Raw genomic sequence first — 20,076 nt, forward strand, 5'->3', positions numbered from 1 at the left:
CGCCTCCCTTCGGATGACTCGGGTCCTCACGGGCGGGTGGTCCCGCTCGACGGCACGCCGGGCAGCGGATCGGTCCGGTCCACCGGGGGCAGCGGCGTGCCCGTGCCGGGGTGACCCTCGTCGATCGGCCGGAAGTCGGCGGGCTGGGTACGCGGGTCGAGGTTTCCTCCGGCGGGCACTCCCGCCGGCCCGACGGGCGGCGGGGCCTGCGTCGGCAGGGCCACGGTCCGGTCGGGGTCGCCGTACGGGTCGTGCGTGGCGGCGTGGCCGGGACGGTCGTCGCCACCCGCGGAGAGGTTGCGGGTCAGCCGGCCGGCCACCGCACCGAGCAGGGCCGCGCCGACCAGGAAGGTGCCGGGGTTGCGGCGCGCGTAGTCGCGTACCTCGGTGAGCAGGTCGCCAGGTTCGCGCTGTTCCAGCCAACCGGCCACGCCGTGCACCCGGTCGGAGGCCTGCCGGGCGAGTTCGCTCACCGGGCCGGCCTGGCCGCCGTTGTCGGCCATCGAGCGCATCTCGTCGGCCAGCGAGCGCAGGCCACCGGCGGCACGTCGCTGCTGCTCACCGGCTTGGCCGACGAGTTGCGTACGGGCCTCGCCGTACAGGTCCCGGGCTTGGCGGGCGGCCTCCCGGCCAACCTCCCGGCCTTGCTCGCGGGCGTTCTCGGCCACCGCTCCACCGGCGTGCGCGGCCTCCGAGCCCACCTGGCGGGCCTGTTCGCGGACGCCGCTGCCGTTTGGCGAATCGGGCTCGTGGGTCCTGGGGGTCGATGACAGATCGTAGGTCATGATGTCCCTTCCGCTGCGGGATCGTCGCGGGTGTTGGGGGTGCGGCGGACGATGTCGCCGCTGCCGCTGATTGACCTACCCTGCGATCGGCCACCCATGCTCGATCGGGGATTTCCCTGCGGATCGGCCGGGACGGGCGACAGGATGAAGGATCGGCGGGACGGTCTTGCGTCACGGAGCGTCCCGTCCACCTGTCGGACTGTCGCGGGCGTGGCCCCGCGGATCCACGGAGGTGACCTCGATGGCGCGTCGGTCAGTGGGCGGCCGGGCCACGCGCACCCCGGTCCAGCTCGCCGCCCTGGTCGTGGCGGGAGTGTTCCTGCTGCTCGGGGTGCTCGGGTTCGTGCCCGGCATCACCACCGGCTACGGCGACATGACCTTCGCCGGGCACCACTCCGGTGCCCGGCTCCTCGGTCTCTTCCAGGTCTCGGTCCTGCACAACCTGTTGCATCTCGGCTTCGCCGTGGCCGGGCTGGTGCTGGCCCGTAGTGTGGCCGGTGCCCGCCTCTACCTCGTCGCGGGCGGTGTGCTCTATCTCGGCTTGTGGATCTACGGACTGGCTGTCGGCGAGGAGGGCGGCGCGAACTTCATCCCGCTCAACGGCGCGGACAACTGGCTGCACCTGGCACTCGGCCTCGGGATGCTCCTGCTCGGGCTGTTGCTGTCGGCGAGGGCCGGCGGCAGCGGCGGCCGTCTCGACCGCCCGTTCGACCGCCCCTGATCGGGCTCAGGCCGGAACCGGCAGCCGCTTGGCGAGGCACGTCCGATACGGCCCGCCACCGGGCCCACCGTCGTCTCCGGAAGTCGGCTCGTATCCGCATGCCCGGAAGAACGCCGCCCCCGGCAGGTGCGGACCGATCTCCACCCGGACCAGTGAGTGCCCCCGCTGGTACGCCAACTCCTCCAGCGCGGCGACCAGTTGGCGGGCGACACCGCGGCGCCGGTAGGCGGGACGCACGTACAGATGCGCCAACTCGCCGGTCTCGTCGTCGCGGACCCGGATCCCGCCGTACCCCACCGCCCGGCCGGCGAGTACGGCCGTCAGACAACAGATGTCATCGTGCGTGCCGATGTCCCGCCCGGCGCCGCTCGCTAGCTCACGCAGCTCCCACTGCTCGGCCGCGGCAAGCGCGGCGACCTCCGGATCCGCCAGCGGGCGGGACTCGATCAGCATCACTCCACGCTAGGGCGACGAAATTTCGCGAGGGTTTCCAGCAGTCGTCCCCATTTCGGAGCGCATCGAGCTATTCGGCGTCGTCTCCGTCGGCGGGTGCCGGCTCGACCGCGTCGGACGCCGCCGCTACCTCGCCGGACGCCAGCCCAACTCCCCCGGACGCCGGCGCGACCTCGTCGGCCGGTCGCTGCCGGCGCGCCTTGCGGGCCGCCAGCCGCTCGGCCGCACTGGCCCGGGTCGACTTCTCCTCCAGCCGGACATCACGGCCCCGGGCACCCGGGACGAATTCGGCGCCGGCGTAGAGGGTCGGCTGCCAGTCGAACTCGCGCTCGCCGATGCGAACCAGGTCGCCGGGCTGGGCACCGGCCTTGGCCAACTGGTCCTCGACGCCGAGCCGGGCCAGCCGGTCGGCGAGGTAGCCGACCGCCTCGTCGTTGTCGAAGTTCGTCTGACGCACCCAGCGCTGCGGGCGGACACCGCGCACGGTGTACGAGCCGTCATCCTCGGCCTCGATGGTGAAGCCGGCGTCGTCGACCGCCTTCGGCCGGATCACGATCCGCGTCGGTTCGGCCGGTGGCGTCGCGGCACGCGACTGTTCCACCAGTTCCGCCATCGCGTACGTGAATTCCTTGAGCCCTTCCCTCGTGGCCGCGGAGACCTCGAAGACCCGCAGACCACGCGCCTCCAGGTCGGGCCGGACGATCTCGGCGAGGTCGCGGCCGTCCGGCACGTCGACCTTGTTCAGCGCGACCAGCCGGGGCCGGTCGGCAAGCCCGCCGTACTCGGTCAGCTCCGCCTCAATGGTGTCGATGTCGGCCAACGGGTCCCGCCCCGGCTCCAGGGTGGCGGTGTCGATGACGTGCACCAGCACGGCGCAGCGCTCGATGTGCCGAAGGAACTCCAGCCCCAGACCCTTGCCGGTGGCCGCGCCCGGGATCAGCCCGGGCACGTCGGCGACGGTGAAGGTGTGGTTGTCGAGTCGGACGACACCGAGATTCGGCACCAGCGTGGTGAACGGATAGTCGGCGATCTTGGGCTTGGCGGCGGAGATCACCGAGATGAGCGACGACTTCCCGGCCGACGGGAAACCCACCAGACCGACGTCGGCGACGCTCTTCAACTCCAGCACCACGTCCAGTTGCTCGCCCGGCTCACCCAGCTCGGCGAAGCCGGGGGCCTTGCGGCGCGAGTTGGCCAGCGAGGCGTTGCCCCGGCCGCCGCGCCCGCCCCGGGCCACCTCGAACGTGGTGCCGGCGCCGACCATGTCGGCCAGCACGGTGCCGTCGCTGGTCTGCACGACAGTGCCGTCGGGCACCTTGAGCACCAGGTCGGCACCGTTGCCGCCGTCCCGGTTCGATCCCGCGCCGCCCCGCCCGTTCTCCGCCTTGACGTGTGGCCGGAAGTGGAAGTCGAGCAGCGTGTGCACCTGCGGGTCGACCACCAGCGAGACGCTGCCACCGTGTCCGCCGTTGCCACCGTCCGGGCCACCGAACGGCTTGAACTTCTCCCGGTGGATCGAGACACAGCCGTGCCCGCCGTCGCCGGCCTGCAGGTGCAGGACGACCCGGTCAACGAACGTCGTCACGCCGTAATCCTTCCAGCAGGGCTCGGCCCCGCGCGAGAAAAGGCGAAGCGGGCCGGGACATCAGGTCCACGGCCCGCTTACGCCGGAGAGCTACTGCTGCGGCACGATGCTGACGGTCTTACGACCGCGCCTGGTGCCGAACTGGACCGCACCGGCGGCCAGCGCGAAGAGCGTGTCGTCTCCGCCGCGGCCGACCAGGTCACCGGGGTGGAACTTGGTGCCACGCTGACGGATGAGAATCTCACCCGCGCTGACGACCTGACCACCGAAGCGCTTCACGCCGAGTCGCTGGGCCGCGGAGTCACGACCGTTACGCGAGCTGGACGCACCCTTTTTGTGAGCCATTGGAGGACGACCTACTTCCCGCTGGAGATGCCGGTCACCTTGACCTGGGTCAACGGCTGGCGGTGACCCTGGCGCTTGTGGTAGCCGGTCTTGTTCTTGAACTTGTGGATCCGGATCTTCGGGCCCTTGGTGTGTGCGGCGATCTCGCCGGACACCTCGACCTGAGCGAGCTTCGCCGCGTCGGTCACCAGGTCGTCACCGTCGACGAGGAGCACCGCGGCGAGCTTCACCGCGTCACCGGGGGCACCGGTGAGCTTCTCGACCTCGATCACGTCGCCTTCGGCGACCTTGTACTGCTTGCCGCCGGTCTTGACGATCGCGTACATCGGAGGCGGACTCCCTGTCGTTGAGGCTGCTGGCGGTCGTCCCCACGGCGGCTCGCCGGGCAGCAGAAGCACGGCGGCGCGGGCACGCGGGAACTCGGCACACCAAAGTGCGCCGCAGGCTAGCGTACGCCATGGTCGGGCCGGGACCCAAACCGGGCCGGTCCGGTCAGCGGGCGCAGAGCTGGTCGAGACGCTGCTGCAGCCGGTCGAGCGCGGTCCCCTCGAGCGCCTCGATGTCGGTGCCGAGCTGGCCGATCTCGGTCGACAACTCCGTCAGCAGCTCCTTGAGCCGCTGGTCGTCGGCGCGCGCCGCCTGCGCTCTGAGCGCCTTCTCCCAGTCGGTCAGGGCCGCCTCGGCGCGTCGGCCGGCGGCCTCCGCGTCGGCGGTGTCACCCGCACCGGTCGCGGTGACCATCGCGGCGAGCTGCTCGACGTACTTCTTCCCCGCGTCACCGCTGGCCCGTTGGGCGGCGGCACAGACCTCTGGGGCGTTTCCACCTGCCGCCCCGGGAGCGGGGGTCGCCACGGACTGCTCCGGGGTGGGCGTCGCCGGCCCGGTGGTGACGTCGACGCCCGTCGAGGCCGGGGCGGACGGCGCACCCGCGTCGGGGCGTTCGGCCGAGCAGGCGGTGGCGACGAGCAGCGCGGCCGTGGCCACGGTGACGGCGAGTGGTCGGCGCATCGTCTCCTCCTCCGGCGACCGCGTCCACCCGCCGCGTGCCAGAGGCACGAGGGCGGGTCAGTGAGCCCGGGCCGGGCCGCGGCGACCGCGCATCGACCATACGGGACGGCCCCGCCCGGCGGACATCACCGCCGGACGGGACCTGTCGGGTCGTCTGCCCGTCACCGGGCCGAGCTGGCCCTACCGAACGCCGTCAGGGCCGGGTACGGCGACGCGCACCCCCACGACGGGAACGACGCCGACCGGTGCCGCCCTCGCCGCCGTCCTCCTCGTCGGTCTCACCGAGCGCGTCCGGGTCGTCCGGGGCAGCGAGCCGCGCCGCCTCGCCCTGCTGGCTGTCGGCGACGTCCGGCGCGGCCGGGGTGTCCGTCTCGTAACGTGAGAGGTCGTAGCCCATGGTGTCGTGGTAATCGGCGTCGGCGGTGCTCGTCGTGTCGGTTTCGGTGACCTCCACCACGGTCCGCTCCGCCGACGCGGCGTTCTTACGCGCCCGGCGCCGGGACGAAGCGGTCGTCTGCTCGGCCGCCGGGGCACCTGCCGAGGCAACCGCCTTGACCTTGTCCCCGCCACCGGAGCGCGGCTTTTCCGGCACCGGTTCGGTGTGGATGACCAAGCCCCGACCCTTGCAGCACTCGCAGGTCTCGCTGAACGCCTCCAGCAGCCCGGCGCCGATCCGCTTCCGGGTCATCTGCACCAGGCCCAGCGAGGTGATCTCGGTGACCTGGTGCTTGGTACGGTCCCGGCCCAGACACTCGGTCAGCCGGCGCAGCACCAGCTCGCGGTTCGACTCCAGCACCATGTCGATGAAGTCGATCACCACGATGCCGCCGATGTCCCGCAGCCGCAGCTGCCGGACGATCTCCTCGGCCGCCTCCAGGTTGTTCCGGGTGACCGTCTCCTCCAGGTTGCCCCCGGCACCGGTGTACTTGCCGGTGTTCACGTCGACCACGGTCATCGCCTCGGTCCGGTCGATCACCAGGTGCCCGCCGGAGGGCAGGAAGACCTTGCGGTCGAGCCCCTTGAGGATCTGCTCGTCGATGCGGTACTCGGCGAAGATGTCCGTGGTGCCGACGTGCCGACGCAGCCGCGCGACCAGGTCCGGCGACACGTGCGAGAGGTACGACTCGACCATGTCGTACGCCTCGTCGCCCTCCATGACCAGCTCACGGAAGTCCTCGTTGAACAGGTCGCGAACCACCCTGATCACGAGATCGGGCTCCTGGTAGAGGAGCACCGGCGCGCCACCCTCGGCGGCCTTGTCCTGGATGTCCTCCCACTGCGCCTGGAGCCGCTTGACGTCCCGGGCCAGTTCGTCCTCACTGGCGCCCTCGGCCGCGGTCCGGACGATCACGCCGGCACCGTCGGGCACGAGCTTCTTCAGCGCGTCACGCAGCCGCTTACGCTCGGTGTCCGGCAGCTTGCGACTGATCCCGGAGGCGTTGCCACCGGGCACGTAGACCAGGTGCCGGCCGGAGAGCGCGATGTGGCTGGTCAACCGAGCCCCCTTGTGCCCGATCGGATCCTTGGTCACCTGCACCAGCACCGAGTCACCGGACCTGAGGGCCTGCTCGATCGAGCGGGCTCTGCCCTCCAGGCCGCTGGTGTCCCAGTTGACCTCGCCGGCGTACAGGACCGCGTTGCGACCTCGGCCGATGTCGACGAACGCCGCCTCCATGCTCGGCAGCACGTTCTGCACCTTGCCGAGGTAGACGTTGCCGGCCATGGTGCCGGCGGAACTGCGGGTGACGTAGTGCTCGACCAGGACGCCGTCCTCCAGCACGGCGATCTGGGTCCGGTCGCCACGCTGGCGCACGGCCATGACCCGGTCGACCGCCTCGCGGCGGGCCAGGAACTCCGACTCGCTGAGGATCGGCGGGCGGGTCCGGCGCTGCTCGCGGCCGTCCCGACGGCGCTGCCGCTTGGCCTCCAGCCGGGTCGAGCCGGAGACGCCCTGCACCTCGTCGACCGTTCGGCGTGGCTCCCTGATCTTGACCACGGTGGGCACACCGTCGTCGGCGGCACCGTCGGTGTCACCGGCGCCACGGCGACGCCGCCGACGCCGCCGACGGGTCATCCCGTCGCCCTCGTCACCCTCCTCGGACTCGGACTCGGCTTCGGGCTCCTCCGTCTCGGCCTGAACGGTGTCCGCGGCCTCGCTCTCCTCGGCCTCCTCACCGTCGTCGGCACCGCCCTTGCCCCGGCCCCGGCCCCGGCGTCCGCGACGGCGGCGACGCCGGCCGCCCGCGGTCTCCTCGTCGTCCTCCTCCTCGGCGACCTCCTCGGTCGACGCGGTGGGTTCCTCCTCGGTCTCGGTCGCCACCACCGGCTCGGTCTCCCGCCGGCCCCGGCGACGCCGCCGGGACGGCTCGGCCGGTTCCTCGGCGGGCTCCTCCTCGGTGGGCTCCGCGGCGGCGGCGCGGGCGGCGAGCACCTCTTCGGGAGCCATGAACAGCACCGTCGGGGCGGTGAGCGCGGCCTTACGACGGCGGGAGCGGCCCTCGGGTTCGGCCGGCGCAGCGGCCGGACCCACCGGCTCATCGGAACTCTCCGGCGCGACGGCACCCACCGGCTCAGCGGCCTCGGCCGGCTCGGCCGCCTGCTCCGGATCGGCGGCACCCTCGGCGGGCAGCGCGGCGGAGCCGAAGTCGGTGCCGGCCGCCGGAGCGAGGCCAGCGTCAGCGGCGGGCTGCGCCGGCTCGGCCTGGGCGGACGGCTCGTTCACTGCGTCGGCCGAGGGCTCGGCGGGCGGGGGCGTGGACTTCCGGCGACGGGTACGAGTCACCTTGACCGGCGGCACCACATCGCTGTCGGTGCCCTCCGCCTCGGCGACGGCCAACGGCTCCTCGACGGCCTTCTGCCCGGTGGTCGCCTTGCGGCGGCGTCGCGGCGTCTTCGCGGCCGGGTCGAGGTCACCCGAAACCGGGGCGAACACCTCGGCCTGAGGGGCTTCCCCGCTACCGACCGCCGCGGCACCGGGCGCCTCCACCGGCGCCTCGGTCTGCTCGGGCCGGCTGACCGAGGTGGCCCGGCGGCGGGTCGTCCGACGCCGCGGGGCCGGGTCGACGTTGGTCGCGCCATCCAGGTCCGCGACACCACCCAGGTCGGCGGTGCCGCTCACGGCACCGGCGATCTCCTCCGGCGGGTCAGCGACCGGGCCGGATTCGGCCGCGTCCTGCGGCGGGGGCGATCCGGTCGCCTCGGTGGTGCTGTTCTCGGCGCTCTCGTCGGCCGGATTGATGCCGGCCCGTTCGCTGCCCTCGGGCTCGTTCTCGAGCATGGACGTTCTCCAGTTCTGGCTTCCCCGGGCGCGGGTGAGCGCTGCCACGCAGGGTTGCCGCAAAAGGTGTTTCCCCGGGCGCACAGGGTGCGCGCCGGCGAAGTCTGCCTGCCTGGACGCCGACCGTCGGTCAGCGCCCGCCGATGGTTGCCCCGTCGCGGTCCGCGTCCAGCGGATCCACGATCGCACCCTGCGCGGTCAGCGTGCCCTGAGCCAGCCGGATCACCTTCGGGGCCACCGGCGGCTCCAGGCCGGCCACCACGCGGAAGCCGGAAAGGACGTCATCGGGCCGTACGGACGGGGTGACCTGCCGCACGACCAGTTCGAGTATCGCACACGGTACGGACGGGCCCCCGGAAGGCGTCGCCGATGCGGGAATCATATCGATGTCGACAACTGCCGCGCGGGCGTCGAAGGTGCGCCGCCCCTGCTTGGTCATCCGCTCGACCAGCACTTCGTCGGCGGCGGTGAAGAGGGCCACCGCCTTGGCCAGCACGTCGGGATCCACCTGCGGTAGCTCTATCCGCCAGCGGGACGCCTCGATCCGGTCGGGCAGGCTCGCGCCGCTGGCCACCACGACGTCGAGCACGTCGAGGCCGGGCGAGAGCGCCGCGTCCAGCGCCGACCGCAACTGCTCCGGATCGACCGGCTCACGCAGGCCGACCTCCAGGTACTCCGCCTCACTCGCCACCCCGGTCGGCGCCGCGCTGGCGTACGAGATCTTCGGGTGCGGGGTGAAACCCTGGGAGAAGGCGACCGGTACGCCGGCCCGGCGCAGCGCCCGCTCGAAGGCCCGGGCGAAGTCCCGGTGCGAGGTGAACCGCAGCGGGCCACGCTTGGCGTACCGGATCCGGACGCGCTGGACGACCGGTGCCTGGCCGCCCTCGGGCTGTGGTTTCCTACTGATGGTCGTGCTCCTCGGTGTCGGGCCCCACCCGTGGCGCCGGGTTACTGCTGAGCGCCGGCGGACAGCTTCAGGCCGTTGACCGGGGTCAACGGGAGCAGCTTCCGGCCGGTCGGGCCGATCTGGATCTCGGTGTCCATCGCCGGGCAGACGCCGCAGTCGAAGCAGGGCGTCCACCGGCAGTCGTCCTGCTCGTACTCGCTGAGCGCGTCCTGCCAGTCCTGCCAGAGCCAGTCCTTGTCCAGGCCCGAGTCCAGATGGTCCCAGGGCAGGACCTCCAGTTCGTCGCGCTCCCGGGTGGTGTACCAGTCGAGGTCGATCCCGAAATCGGGGAGCACCTCGGCTGCCGCGTCCACCCAGCGCTGGTAGGAGAAGTGCTCGCTCCAGCCGTCGAACCGACCGCCGTTCTCCCAGACCCGGCGGATCACCGCACCGACCCGACGGTCACCGCGGGACAGCAGGCCCTCGATCAGCGACGGCTCACCGTCGTGGTAGCGGTACCCGATCGCCCGGCCCAACGAGCGGTCGGCGTTGATGGCCTGCTTGAGCAGCCTGAGCCGGTGGTCGATGACCTCGGGCCGCTCCATGGCCGCCCACTGGAACGGGGTGTGCGGCTTGGGCACGAACCCGCCGATCGAGACCGTGCACCGGATGTCCTTGGAGCCGGTGGCGGCACGACCGGCCCGGATGACCTCGTGCGCCATGTCGGCGATCTCCAGGACGTCGTCGTCCGTCTCGGTCGGCAGGCCACACATGAAGTAGAGCTTCACCTGCCGCCAACCGTTGGTGTACGCGGTGACCACCGTACGGATCAGGTCGTCCTTCGACACCATCTTGTTGATCACCTTGCGGATCCGCTCCGACCCACCCTCGGGGGCGAAGGTCAGACCGGTCCGCCGGCCGTTACGGGACAGCTCCTGCGCCAGCTCGATGTTGAACGCGTCCACCCGGGTGGACGGCAACGAGAGCGAGACGTTGGTGCCCTGGTACTGCTCGGCCAGACCGGAACACATGTCACCGATCTCGGAGTGGTCGGCCGAGGACAGCGACAACAGGCCCACCTCGTGGAAGCCGGAGAACTCCAGCCCCTGCTGCACCATCTGCCCCACCGTGGTGATCGACCGCTCCCGCACCGGCCGGGTGATCATGCCGGCCTGACAGAACCGACAACCCCGGGTACAGCCCCGGAAGATCTCCACCGCGTATCGCTCGTGCACCGTCTCAGCCAGCGGAACGAGCGGCTTCTTCGGGTACGGCCAGGCGTCCAGGTCCATAGTCGTGCGCTTGTGCACCCGGAACGGCACGTCCGCCCGGTTCGGCACGACCCGCTGGATCCGGCCGTCCGGCAGGTAGTCCACGTCGTAGAAGCGCGGTACGTAGACGCTCTCGGTACGCGCCAGCCGCAGCAGCAGCTCGTCGCGGCCACCCGGGCAGCCCTCGGTCTTCCACTCCCGGACGATCCCGGTGATCTCCAGGACCGCTTCCTCGCCGTCGCCGAGCACGGCGGCGTCGACGAAGTCGGCGATGGGTTCGGGGTTGAACGCGGCGTGCCCACCCGCCACGATCACCGGATCGGCGTCGGTGCGGTCGGCGGCGAGCAGCGGGACGCCGGCCAGGTCGATCGCGGTGAGCAGGTTCGTGTAGCCCAGCTCGGTGGCGAACGACACGCCGAACAGGTCGAAGTCGCGGACCGGGCGGTGGGCGTCGACGGTGAACTGCGGCACGCCGTGGGCGCGCATCAGCTTCTCCAGGTCCGGCCAGACCGCGTACGTCCGTTCGGCGAGGGTGTCCGGCAGCTCGTTGAGCACCTCGTAGAGGATCTGCACACCCTGGTTGGGCAGCCCCACCTCGTACGCGTCCGGGTACATCAGCGCCCACCGTACGGTCGCCGCGTCCCACTCCTTGACCACCGCGCCCAGCTCACCACCGACGTACTGGATGGGCTTGGTCACCTGGGGCAGCAGCGGCTCCAGCCGGGGCCACACGGAGTTGGCCGCGACGGGACGCGAAGTCGTGGGCGGGACGCTCATGATGCCCAAGGGTACGCGCCCGCCCACCGCCCGCCGCTCATACCCGGGCACCCAAGGCGGGCCGGAGAACGCCCTCGGGGTCGTACCGGCGCCAGGCACGCGCCACTCGCCTACCGGTCTCGCCTGGGTAGACGCGGTCGAACGCCGCTGGCCGCAGCCGGCTCTCGAAGTTGACGTACGCCCCGTCGGCGTGCCTGGCCAGCCCACTCCACGCCGCGTCCAGCGCAGTTGACCCCTGCGGCGGGAACACCGATGCGATCACCAGAGTGTCCTGGTGCCGGTGTGGATAGGCGGTCTCCGTCGGCGCGACGTCGTTGACCGCGCCACCGACCGAGCGAAGCTGGATCAGGGCCCGGCCCGCCGCCCGCGTCACCGCCCGTGCCTGCTCGTCGCCCATACCGGTGAACAAGCCGTTGGTGGTCAGGTTCGGTTGCTGTCCGACGTTGGCGTGCAGATGGGACGTGGGCACCAGGGTGGGGTACGGCACCAGGTCGACCCGGTCGTCGAGCAACGTGCCGATCTCGCGTAGCGGCGCGACCAGTCGCCGCACCCGGCGCAGGCTCTCGGCGGCGACCACCGCCGTGATCGACATGACCGTGACCGACCCATAGGGCATCAGCATGACAGCGGTCGACAGTTCCCGGGGCGATTGACGCAGCACCTCTGCCCACTGCCGCACGGTGCTGCCGTCCGGCCGGGCCTCCACCGCGATCTGCGCCACCCCGACCTGCCGCAGCTCCACCGCTTCGATCTCGAAGGCCACCACGATGCCCACCCCGGCGCCAGCCCCGCGGACCGCCCAGAACAGCTCGGGTTCACGGCGCGCGTCGGCGCGTACCACCGTCCCGTCGGCCAGCACCACCTCGACGGCGCGTACGTGGTCAATGGTCAGGCCGTACGAGCGCACCAGCCAGCCCACGCCACCGCCGATGGCCAGGCCGCCGACGCCGACATTGCCGTGGTCGCCGGAGCTGATCGCCAGGCCGTGGGGTGCCAGGGCCCGGGCCACCTCGGCCCAGCGGGCCCCCGCCTGCACCCGGACCAGCCGGGCCGCGTGATCAAGCACCTCGATCCGGTTCAGCCCCGACAGGTCAATGACCACCCCGTCGTCGACGGACGACGAACCGGCTAGGCCGTGACCGCCGCTACGGACTGCGATCGGCCGGCCCTGCTCCCGGGCGTACCGCAGCGCGGCCACCACGTCGGCGGTGCTTCTCGGCAGTAGCACGGCCGCCGGAGTGGCCCGTCGGGTGTAGGTCGAGCGCATTGTCGCGTACCGGCGGTCGCCGGGTGTCACGATTCGACCGGACAACTGCTCCGGTGCCGGTGTCAGTCCGGCGTTGCGCCCACTCATCGCCGCCCCCGTACCACGCGCACCCGCTCGCGTACCGCCGGCGCGACCTCGTTGGCGAAGAGTTCGACCTGCGCCGCGGCGGCTGAGATCGGCCAGAACACGAAGGTGTCGAAGCCGAGCTCGACAGCCCACTCGGTAAGCGTGTTCACCCAAAGTTTCACGTCGCCGACGAGCCCGGCGGCACCCCGGTACGGGCCGACGGCGCCGATGACGTTGTAGATCCGACGCACCCGCGCCGGGTCGCGGCCGGCCGCGCGGGCCGCCTCGTCGATGATCGCCTGACGGGAGGGCACCTCGGTCGGCGGTACGTAGATGTTGAGCGGGGAGATCCACCCGTCGGCGTGCCGGCCGACGAGAGTGAGCATCCGGCGTTTCTGTGCGCCCACCCAGAGCGGCACCGGAGTGGGCGCCACCGGGCCAGCCAGGTATCCCTCGACCGCGTGCTGGTCGCTGATGTGGCGGACCGGCTCGCCGGCCAACGCCCGTCGCATGATCGATAGTGATTCCTCGGTGTAGGCGACCATCTCCGGTCCGCTGCGCCGGGCACCCCCTATGGCGGCGATGGCGTCCGTGCTGGCGCCACCGCCGACCCCGAGGATCACCCGACCCCGGGTCATCACACTCAGCGAGGCGGCGGCCTTGGCCAGCATGGTTGGTGGACGTAGCTGCAGGTCGGCCACGTCCGTGAGGAAGGAGACACGGTCCGTCTCGGCGGCCAGATGACTGATCATCGTCCAGCTGTCGAGATGGCCGGGCTGGTAGGGATGGTCCTGCACGGCGAGCAGATCGAATCCGCCGTCGACCGCGCTTTGGGCGATGCGCCTGGTCGCAGCCAGGCTCTCGGCGGACGGATCCAGGCTGACGCCGAAGGTAATCGGATGTCCGTGATCGTTCATGACATCAACGATCAGCGGTTGACCGCGGCTGGGCAAACCGCGGGTTAGTCACTAATCTTAGGTAAGTGAGCGACGTCGAGACAGATCTTCAGGCGTACCGGCAGATCCCGGAACCGGCCTGCCGCGGCTTCCAGGACGCCCTGGAACTGGTCGGCCGCCGGTGGACCGGCGCGATCCTGCTGGCAGCCGTGCGCGGCGCCCGGCGGTTCGGTGAATACCGCGCCGCCGTGGCCGGCATCTCCGACCGGCTGCTCGCTGCCCGACTCAAGGAACTGGAAGCCGACGGACTGATGGAACGTTCGGTGATCCCGAGTACCCCGGTGCAGATCAGGTACACCCCGACCGAGCAGGGGCGGCAGCTGATGGCGGCGCTGCAACCGCTGATCACCTGGAGCCACCGCCGCACGCACCGTTCGAGGTGACCGCCGGGGGCCGCCGACTCGATCCCGATGTCGGTCAGACCGGTCTCCGCCGCCTCGCCCGCCCCCGCCGGACACCCTCGCTCGTCAGCGCGTGGAAGAAGATCATGACACCGATACCGATCAGCCCGATGACCGGGCTGACGAACCAGCCCAGCGCCGCACTGGTGAGATAGAGCGCCATGCCGACCACCGGGCGCAGCCGCTGGGTGGACACGAACGCCCAGTCGACCCCCTCCCGGAACAACATCGGATGCCGACGGAGATAGGCGAAGGAGGCGAGCCAGGGTGCGGACATCGCGGCCGCGGCGAGGGCGTAGAGCACCACGGCGACCCGGCGGTCACGGTCGGTGCCGCCATGGGCGAACGCTTCGGCGAGCACGGAGGTCGGAAACGGGATGATCACCACGCCGAGCAGCAGCCACAGGTTGATCCAGTTGAGGCCGACCGTGGTCCCACGGATGAGGCGCAGCAGAGTGTGGTGGTTGAGCCAGAGCACGCCGACGTACCCAAAGGAGAGCAGGAAGGCAAGGTACGCCGGAGCCTGCTTCAGCAGGGCGTGGAGCAGTTCTCCCGGGGCGTGGTCGGGGACCTGTAGTTCGATCACCAACAGGGTGATCACGATGGCGAAGACCCCGTCGCTGAATCCGGTCATCCGGCCGATCTCGCTGACCGCTGGCGCACCGGATGCCGCCGCTGGCTCGGGCATAGGCCGAGACTAAAGGTGTCCATCCGGCCACCACCGGTGAACCGCGCCACCGGCGAGCCAGCTTGCATCGACCTTCCCGTCATCCCGGGTCGGTCCCGGTGGCACACCGGTACTAACCTCGGACCGGCGCGAGAGGAGATTGCCGCGATGCCGGAGCCGCAGCCGGGAGCCGACCGGCCGGTCGACGGGAGCCGTCCGGAGCAACACCGGGACGGGGAGCCGGCGGTCACCCACGAACTGCCCACCGACCCGGCCGAGGCCGACCAGCCGGCCAGGCCAGCTGACACTGAACCACCCGGAAACGAGCCAGCGGACACTGAACCGGCCGGAGACAGGCCGGCCGACGCCGAACCCACCAAGGCGGCCCCCACCGAGGCCGGCGCGCCCGCCGACGCGCGGCCCACCGAGGCCGTCTCCGACGAGGGCCAGCCGCCGGTGCCGGTGGAGCCGCAGGTCGGTCCGCAGGGCACCCGCGTGTTGCCCGAGTCCGCGCCGGAGGCGGTCACCCCGCGCTGGAGCGGCTCGGCACCGGTACCGCCGGCAGCACCGCGCCGACGCGGCTGGGGCGAGTCGGCCGAACCCACCCCGCCGCCAGCGCCGCCGGTGTCGCAGCCGGAACACCAGACACCTGTCGATCCGTGGGCCGGCGTCGACACCAGCGGCTGGGAACTTCCCTCGACCGATTTTCCCGCCCTGCCGCCGACGCTGTCCTACCCGAGCCCGCCGCCGACCCGGCCGTACTCCGGGCCCCCGGTCTCCCCGGCACCGGTCTCGCCCCTTCCGCCGCCTCCGGTCGCGTCACCGCAACAACCCCCGCCCCCGATCGCGCCACAGCGGCCGCAACCACCCGGGCCCTACCCGCCCGCCCCGGCCGGCCCACCGGCGTCACCACCGCCGCGCGGTCGGCGGGGCAGGAAGAAAGCCAAGGCTGGACCGGTCGCGCCTCCACCGGGCTGGCAACCGCCCGCGGGGTACGTCCCGGTGCCGGTCCGCAGACGTCGCCGCTGGCCCTGGTTGCTGCTGCTGACCCTGGCCTGCTGCTGCGGCTGCCCGGCCTACTACGGCATGCCGATGGCCAGCCAGTACCCGGCGAACGCCACGCTGCCGCAACAGGTGGCCGACCTGCGGCTGCGCGAGGACCCGCGCAGCGCCCGTGACGCGCGACAGTTGGAGACCCAGATGCGCCAGTCGCACTGGCTCGCCGAGGACACCTTCGCCGGGATCTACCACACGAGCAACGGCAAGCGGGTGACCGTCTTCGGCGGCACCGGTTTCCGGTTCACCCCGTCGGCGGACGCCGATGCCGAGATCGAGCGGCTCAAAGACCAGTACGCGCTCGGCGAGAAGCAGATCATGGAGACCGGTGTCCGGGGTCGCCACGAACGTTGCGCGGTGGGACGCACCGACGGAGTCGGTGCGGTGGTGTGCACCTCGGTCGACCACGGCAGCATCGCCACCGGTGTCTTCACCGGGCTCTCCGTGGACGACAGCTCCCGACTGCTGGGCACCCTACGGGATCAGATCGTCACCACCGATGGCTGACCGAACCGATCACCGTGCGCCGTCGGCGCGACCGGCAGGACGGCTCAGCGGGTGTCGGCCTCGCCGGTGACCGGCGGGTGGGCCCGCGGCGGCGCGTAGCGGGAGACGTACTCCTGGCCGGTCAGCTTCTGGATCTCACCCATCATCTCGTCGGTCATCTGCCGCAGCGACAACCGGTCGTCCGGCCGGCCGGTGAAATCGAGCGGCTTGCCGAACCTGACCGTGATCTTGCCGGTGAAGGGGCGCGGCACCCGGGCACCGATCGGCTGCACCTTCTCGGTGCCGATCATGCCCACCGGGATGATCGGCACGCCGGCCGCGATGGCGAGCCGGACCGCTCCGGTGCGTCCCCGGTACAGTCGCCCGTCCGGCGAGCGGGTGCCCTCCGGGTAGACGACCACCAGGTCGCCGCCCTTGAGCGCCGGGATGGCGGCGTCGAACGCGGCAAGCGCGGCACGGCCGCCGGCCCGCTCCACCGGGATCGCACCGAGACCGGTGAGCACGAACTTGGAGAAGCGGCCCTTGACGCCGGTGCCCGTGAAGTACTCGGACTTGGCCCAGAACGCCAGGTGCCGGGGCACCACCGTGCCGAGGAACAGTTCGTCGGCCACCGAGAGGTGGTTGCCGGCGAAGATCGCGCCGCCCTTGTCCGGGATGTGCTCCAGCCCCTCCACCGTCGGACGGAACGCCAGCCGCATCGCGGGCCCCACGGTGAGCTTGCCGATGGTGTAGAGCAGCGGCACTGGTCCTCCGGCGGATCGAGTGAGGTAAGAGGCGGTGTCACCGTAGCGGACCGCCCCACCACAGCATGCGTGAGGTCGGGCGGGTCCGCTGGCTGAGTACGGGTTGCCGGAAAGGGGCCCTCCGGTCGGAGAGGGCCCCTCCGGGCAACTCAGACGCGACGAACGACCACCGTCACCGGCGCGCCCTCACCGACCTCACCGGCGAAGCCGTCGATCCCCTCGGCGAAGTCGACGCTGTCGGCCAGCACCTCCCGGGCCACGAAGTCGCGGTACCCGGCCACCGCCGCCCGGACCTCGTCGGAGCCCGCCGCCGTCACCACGATCCGGTCGGACACGTCAAGATCGGCGGCGCGGCGAGCCTGCTGCACCACTCGGACGAAGTCCCGGGCCAGCCCCTCCGCGGCCAGTTCGGCGGTGACCGTGGTGTCCAGCACCACCACCCCCTCGCCGCCGGGCAGCGGCGCCGAGTGCTCGGCGTCGGCGGCGACCAGGCGCAGCTCGTACTCGCCGTCGGCGAGGGTGACTCCGGCGGCCACCGGGTCGCCGTCGACCAGCTCCCACTCCCCCGCCTTGACCGCCTTGATCACCTGCTGCACCTGCTTGCCAACCCGGGGCCCGAGCGCCCGCGGCACCACCGTCAACACCTGCTGGCAGTACGCCGACACCTCGTCGGTGAAGACGACCTCCTTGACGTTCACCTCGTCGGCCACCAGGTCGGCGAAGGGCCGCAACTGCCCGGCCACCGGGCTGGCCACGGTCAGCTTCGACAGCGGCAGCCGTACCCGCAGCCCCTTGGCCTTGCGCAGCGACAGCGTCGCCGAGGCGACGGCACGCACGTTGTCCATCGCGGCGACCAGCTCGTGGTCGGCCGGGAACGCCTCGGCCACCGGCCAGTCGGTCAGGTGCACCGACCGCTCGCCGGTCAGTCCGCGCCAGATCTCCTCCGCGGTAAGCGGCGCCAGCGGCGCCACCACCCGGCAGAGCGTCTCCAGCACGGTCCACAGCGTGTCGAAGGCGTCCGCGTCGCCGGCCCAGAAGCGGTCCCGGGATCGACGCACGTACCAGTTGGTCAACGCGTCCAGGTAGGACCGCACGGTGGCGCAGGCCCCCGAGATGTCGTACGCGTCCATCTGCGCGCCGGCCGTCGACACCAGTTCGTTCGTCTTCGCCAGCACGTACCGGTCGAGCAGGTGCGTCGAGTCGGTTCGGCGTCGCGCGGTGTGCGAGTCGGCGTTGGCGTAGAGCGAGAAGAAGTACCAGACGTTCCACAGCGGCAGCAGCACCTGCCGGACGGCGTCGCGCACGCTCGCCTCGGTGACCGGCATGTCCCCGCCCCGCAGCACCGGCGAGGACATCAGCATCCAACGCATCGCGTCCGAGCCGTACGAGTCGAAGACGTGGTAGACGTCCGGGTAGTTGCGCAGGCTCTTGGACATCTTGCGCCCGTCGGAGCCGAGCAGGATGCCGTGGCTGAGACAGTTGCGGAACGCCGGCCGGTCGAACAGCGCGGTGGCCAGCACGTGCATCGTGTAGAACCAGCCGCGGGTCTGCCCGATGTACTCGACGATGAAGTCGCCGGGGTAGTGGTGCTCGAACCAGTCGGCGTTCTCGAACGGGTAGTGCACCTGGGCGAACGGCATCGAGCCGGACTCGAACCAGCAGTCCAGCACCTCGGGCACCCGACGCATCATCGACCTGCCGGTCGGGTCGTCCGGGTTGGGCCGGACCAGCTCGTCCACCGCCGGCCGGTGCAGATCCGTCAGGCGTACCCCGAAGTCCCGCTCGATCTCGGCCAGCGAGCCGTACACGTCGACCCGTGGATAGTTCGGATCGTCCGACTTCCACACCGGGATGGGCGAGCCCCAGAACCGGTTCCGGCTGATCGACCAGTCCCGGGCGTTGGCCAGCCACTTGCCGAACGAGCCGTCCTTGATGTGCCCCGGCGTCCAGTTGATCTGCTGGTTCAGCTCGACCATCCGGTCCTTGAACGTCGTCACCGCCACGAACCACGACGACACCGCCTTGTAGACAAGCGGGGTGTCGCAGCGCCAGCAGTGCGGGTACGAGTGGGTGTAGGTGTCCTGCTTGAGCACCACCCCCCGCTCCTTGAGCTGGCGGATCACCGGCTTGTTGACGTCGAAGACCTGCTCGCCCTCGAACGGCGGCACCAGCGCGGTGAACCGGGTGTGGTCGTCGACGGTGACGATGGTCGGGATGCCGGCGGCGTTGCAGACGTTCTGGTCGTCCTCGCCGAAGGCGGGAGCCAGGTGCACGATCCCGGTGCCGTCCTCGGTGGTCACGAAGTCCGCCCCGAGCACCTGGTACGCGTTCGGCCCGGCCTGCTCCACCAGGAAGTCGAAAAGCGGGGTGTAGCGGCGACCGACCAGGTCCGCGCCACGCACCGTGCCGACCTGCTCGTATCCTTCAAGTTCCTTGGCGTACGCGCCGAGCCGCGCCGCGCCCACCAGGTGGCGAGCGCCATCGCGCTCCAGCACCGCGTACTCGATGTCCGGGCCGACGGCGAGGGCCAGGTTCGACGGCAGGGTCCACGGCGTGGTGGTCCAGACGCCCAACCGCAGCGGCCCCCGGAGCAGTTCCGGCGCGGAGTCGTCGGCGGTCAGCTCGAACCACACCGTGAGCGTCGGGTCGTGCCGGTCGCGGTAGACGTCGTCCATCCGGGTCTCGGTGTTCGACAGCGGCGTCTCACACCGCCAGCAGTACGCCAGCACCCGGAAGCCCTCGTAGACCAGGCCCTTGTCGTGCAGGGTCTTGAAGGCCCACATGACGCTTTCCATGTAGTCCAGGTCGAGGGTCTTGTAGTCGTTTGTGAAGTCGACCCAGCGGGCCTGGCGGGTGACGTACCGCTCCCAGTCCTGGGCGAACTCCAGCACCGAGCTGCGGCACGCCTCGTTGAACCGGGCCACACCGAGGTCGAGGATCTCCGCCTTGCTGGTGATGCCGAGCTGCTTCTCGGCGACCACCTCGGCGGGCAGGCCGTGGCAGTCCCAGCCGAAGCGCCGCTCCACCCGCCGGCCGCGCATGGTCTGGTAACGCGGCACCACGTCCTTGACGTACCCGGTGAACAGGTGGCCGTAGTGGGGGAGGCCGTTGGCGAACGGCGGGCCGTCGTAGAAGACGTACTCGTTCTTTCCCTGGTCGCCGGCCGGGCGGGCATCCACGGACGCCTCAAAGGTCTTGTCGGCCGTCCAGTGCTCCAGGACCCGGCGCTCGACCGCGGGCAGGTCCGGGCTCGCCGGTACGCCGCCGGCGGTCGGGTCGTGCAACGGATAGGCCATCGGGGGTCG

At 71.4% G+C, this 20,076-nt stretch carries 17 protein-coding genes; 3 read left to right on the forward strand and 14 right to left on the reverse strand.

Annotated elements, in window-relative coordinates:
- Window positions 1-26: 26 nt before the first annotated feature.
- Window positions 27-785 carry a hypothetical protein gene (locus AB0J93_RS27015; RefSeq protein ID WP_363925122.1) on the reverse strand — a complete coding sequence of 253 codons (759 nt, stop codon included), beginning with the start codon at window positions 783-785 and terminating at the stop codon, window positions 27-29.
- 241 nt (window positions 786-1,026) lie between these two features.
- Between AB0J93_RS27015 and AB0J93_RS27020 the strand changes: the two genes are divergently transcribed.
- Window positions 1,027-1,506, forward strand: coding sequence for a DUF4383 domain-containing protein (locus AB0J93_RS27020; protein WP_363925123.1), 480 nt, complete (start codon window positions 1,027-1,029; stop codon window positions 1,504-1,506).
- 6 nt (window positions 1,507-1,512) lie between these two features.
- On the opposite strand, the gene AB0J93_RS27025 is transcribed toward AB0J93_RS27020, so the two are convergent.
- From AB0J93_RS27025 to AB0J93_RS27070, 10 genes are all read right to left on the reverse strand, one after another.
- Window positions 1,513-1,959 (reverse strand): GNAT family N-acetyltransferase, encoded by a 447-nt coding sequence (locus AB0J93_RS27025; RefSeq protein ID WP_363925124.1) that lies wholly within the window; start codon window positions 1,957-1,959, stop codon window positions 1,513-1,515.
- 70 nt (window positions 1,960-2,029) lie between these two features.
- Entirely contained in the window at window positions 2,030-3,544 is a 1,515-nt protein-coding gene (gene obgE, locus AB0J93_RS27030) for a GTPase ObgE (RefSeq protein ID WP_363925125.1), read from the reverse strand.
- A 90-nt stretch (window positions 3,545-3,634) separates the two neighbouring features.
- Window positions 3,635-3,889, reverse strand: a complete 255-nt coding sequence (gene rpmA / locus AB0J93_RS27035) for a 50S ribosomal protein L27 (RefSeq protein WP_091197044.1) — start codon at window positions 3,887-3,889, stop codon at window positions 3,635-3,637.
- Between the two features lie 11 nt (window positions 3,890-3,900).
- Entirely contained in the window at window positions 3,901-4,215 is a 315-nt protein-coding gene (gene rplU, locus AB0J93_RS27040; protein WP_093407572.1) for a 50S ribosomal protein L21, read from the reverse strand.
- 166 nt (window positions 4,216-4,381) lie between these two features.
- Complete coding sequence (locus AB0J93_RS27045) at window positions 4,382-4,897, reverse strand: hypothetical protein (RefSeq protein WP_363925126.1); 516 nt, start codon at window positions 4,895-4,897, stop codon at window positions 4,382-4,384.
- Window positions 4,898-5,090: 193 nt separating this feature from the next.
- Entirely contained in the window at window positions 5,091-8,174 is a 3,084-nt protein-coding gene (locus AB0J93_RS27050) for an Rne/Rng family ribonuclease (RefSeq protein ID WP_363925127.1), read from the reverse strand.
- Window positions 8,175-8,304: 130 nt separating this feature from the next.
- Complete coding sequence (locus AB0J93_RS27055; protein ID WP_363925152.1) at window positions 8,305-9,024, reverse strand: TIGR03936 family radical SAM-associated protein; 720 nt, start codon at window positions 9,022-9,024, stop codon at window positions 8,305-8,307.
- A 98-nt stretch (window positions 9,025-9,122) separates the two neighbouring features.
- On the reverse strand, window positions 9,123-11,108 hold the full coding sequence (locus tag AB0J93_RS27060) for a TIGR03960 family B12-binding radical SAM protein (RefSeq protein ID WP_363925128.1): 1,986 nt from the start codon (window positions 11,106-11,108) through the stop codon (window positions 9,123-9,125).
- Between the two features lie 37 nt (window positions 11,109-11,145).
- Entirely contained in the window at window positions 11,146-12,462 is a 1,317-nt protein-coding gene (locus tag AB0J93_RS27065) for an FAD-dependent oxidoreductase (protein WP_363925129.1), read from the reverse strand.
- Window positions 12,459-13,358, reverse strand: a complete 900-nt coding sequence (locus tag AB0J93_RS27070; RefSeq protein ID WP_363925130.1) for an LLM class flavin-dependent oxidoreductase — start codon at window positions 13,356-13,358, stop codon at window positions 12,459-12,461. Before AB0J93_RS27070 ends, AB0J93_RS27065 begins: the two co-directional genes overlap by 4 nt.
- Window positions 13,359-13,423: 65 nt before the next feature.
- Here AB0J93_RS27070 and AB0J93_RS27075 point away from each other — a divergent pair, with 65 nt between their 5' ends.
- Window positions 13,424-13,780: a helix-turn-helix domain-containing protein gene (locus AB0J93_RS27075; RefSeq protein ID WP_363925131.1), complete on the forward strand. Its 357-nt coding sequence runs from the start codon at window positions 13,424-13,426 to the stop codon at window positions 13,778-13,780.
- Window positions 13,781-13,814: 34 nt separating this feature from the next.
- Here the strand turns inward: AB0J93_RS27075 and AB0J93_RS27080 are convergent, their stop codons facing one another.
- Complete coding sequence (locus AB0J93_RS27080; protein ID WP_363925132.1) at window positions 13,815-14,486, reverse strand: TMEM175 family protein; 672 nt, start codon at window positions 14,484-14,486, stop codon at window positions 13,815-13,817.
- A gap of 147 nt (window positions 14,487-14,633) precedes the next feature.
- Here AB0J93_RS27080 and AB0J93_RS27085 point away from each other — a divergent pair, with 147 nt between their 5' ends.
- Window positions 14,634-16,028, forward strand: a complete 1,395-nt coding sequence (locus AB0J93_RS27085) for a hypothetical protein (protein WP_363925133.1) — start codon at window positions 14,634-14,636, stop codon at window positions 16,026-16,028.
- Between the two features lie 44 nt (window positions 16,029-16,072).
- Here the strand turns inward: AB0J93_RS27085 and AB0J93_RS27090 are convergent, their stop codons facing one another.
- Window positions 16,073-16,771, reverse strand: a complete 699-nt coding sequence (locus AB0J93_RS27090) for a lysophospholipid acyltransferase family protein (RefSeq protein ID WP_363925134.1) — start codon at window positions 16,769-16,771, stop codon at window positions 16,073-16,075.
- Window positions 16,772-16,920: 149 nt separating this feature from the next.
- Complete coding sequence (ileS, locus tag AB0J93_RS27095) at window positions 16,921-20,067, reverse strand: isoleucine--tRNA ligase (RefSeq protein WP_363925135.1); 3,147 nt, start codon at window positions 20,065-20,067, stop codon at window positions 16,921-16,923.
- Window positions 20,068-20,076: the final 9 nt, after the last annotated feature.

This window comes from Micromonospora sp. NPDC049374 (genome assembly GCF_040677165.1).
Lineage (GTDB): Bacteria > Actinomycetota > Actinomycetes > Mycobacteriales > Micromonosporaceae > Micromonospora.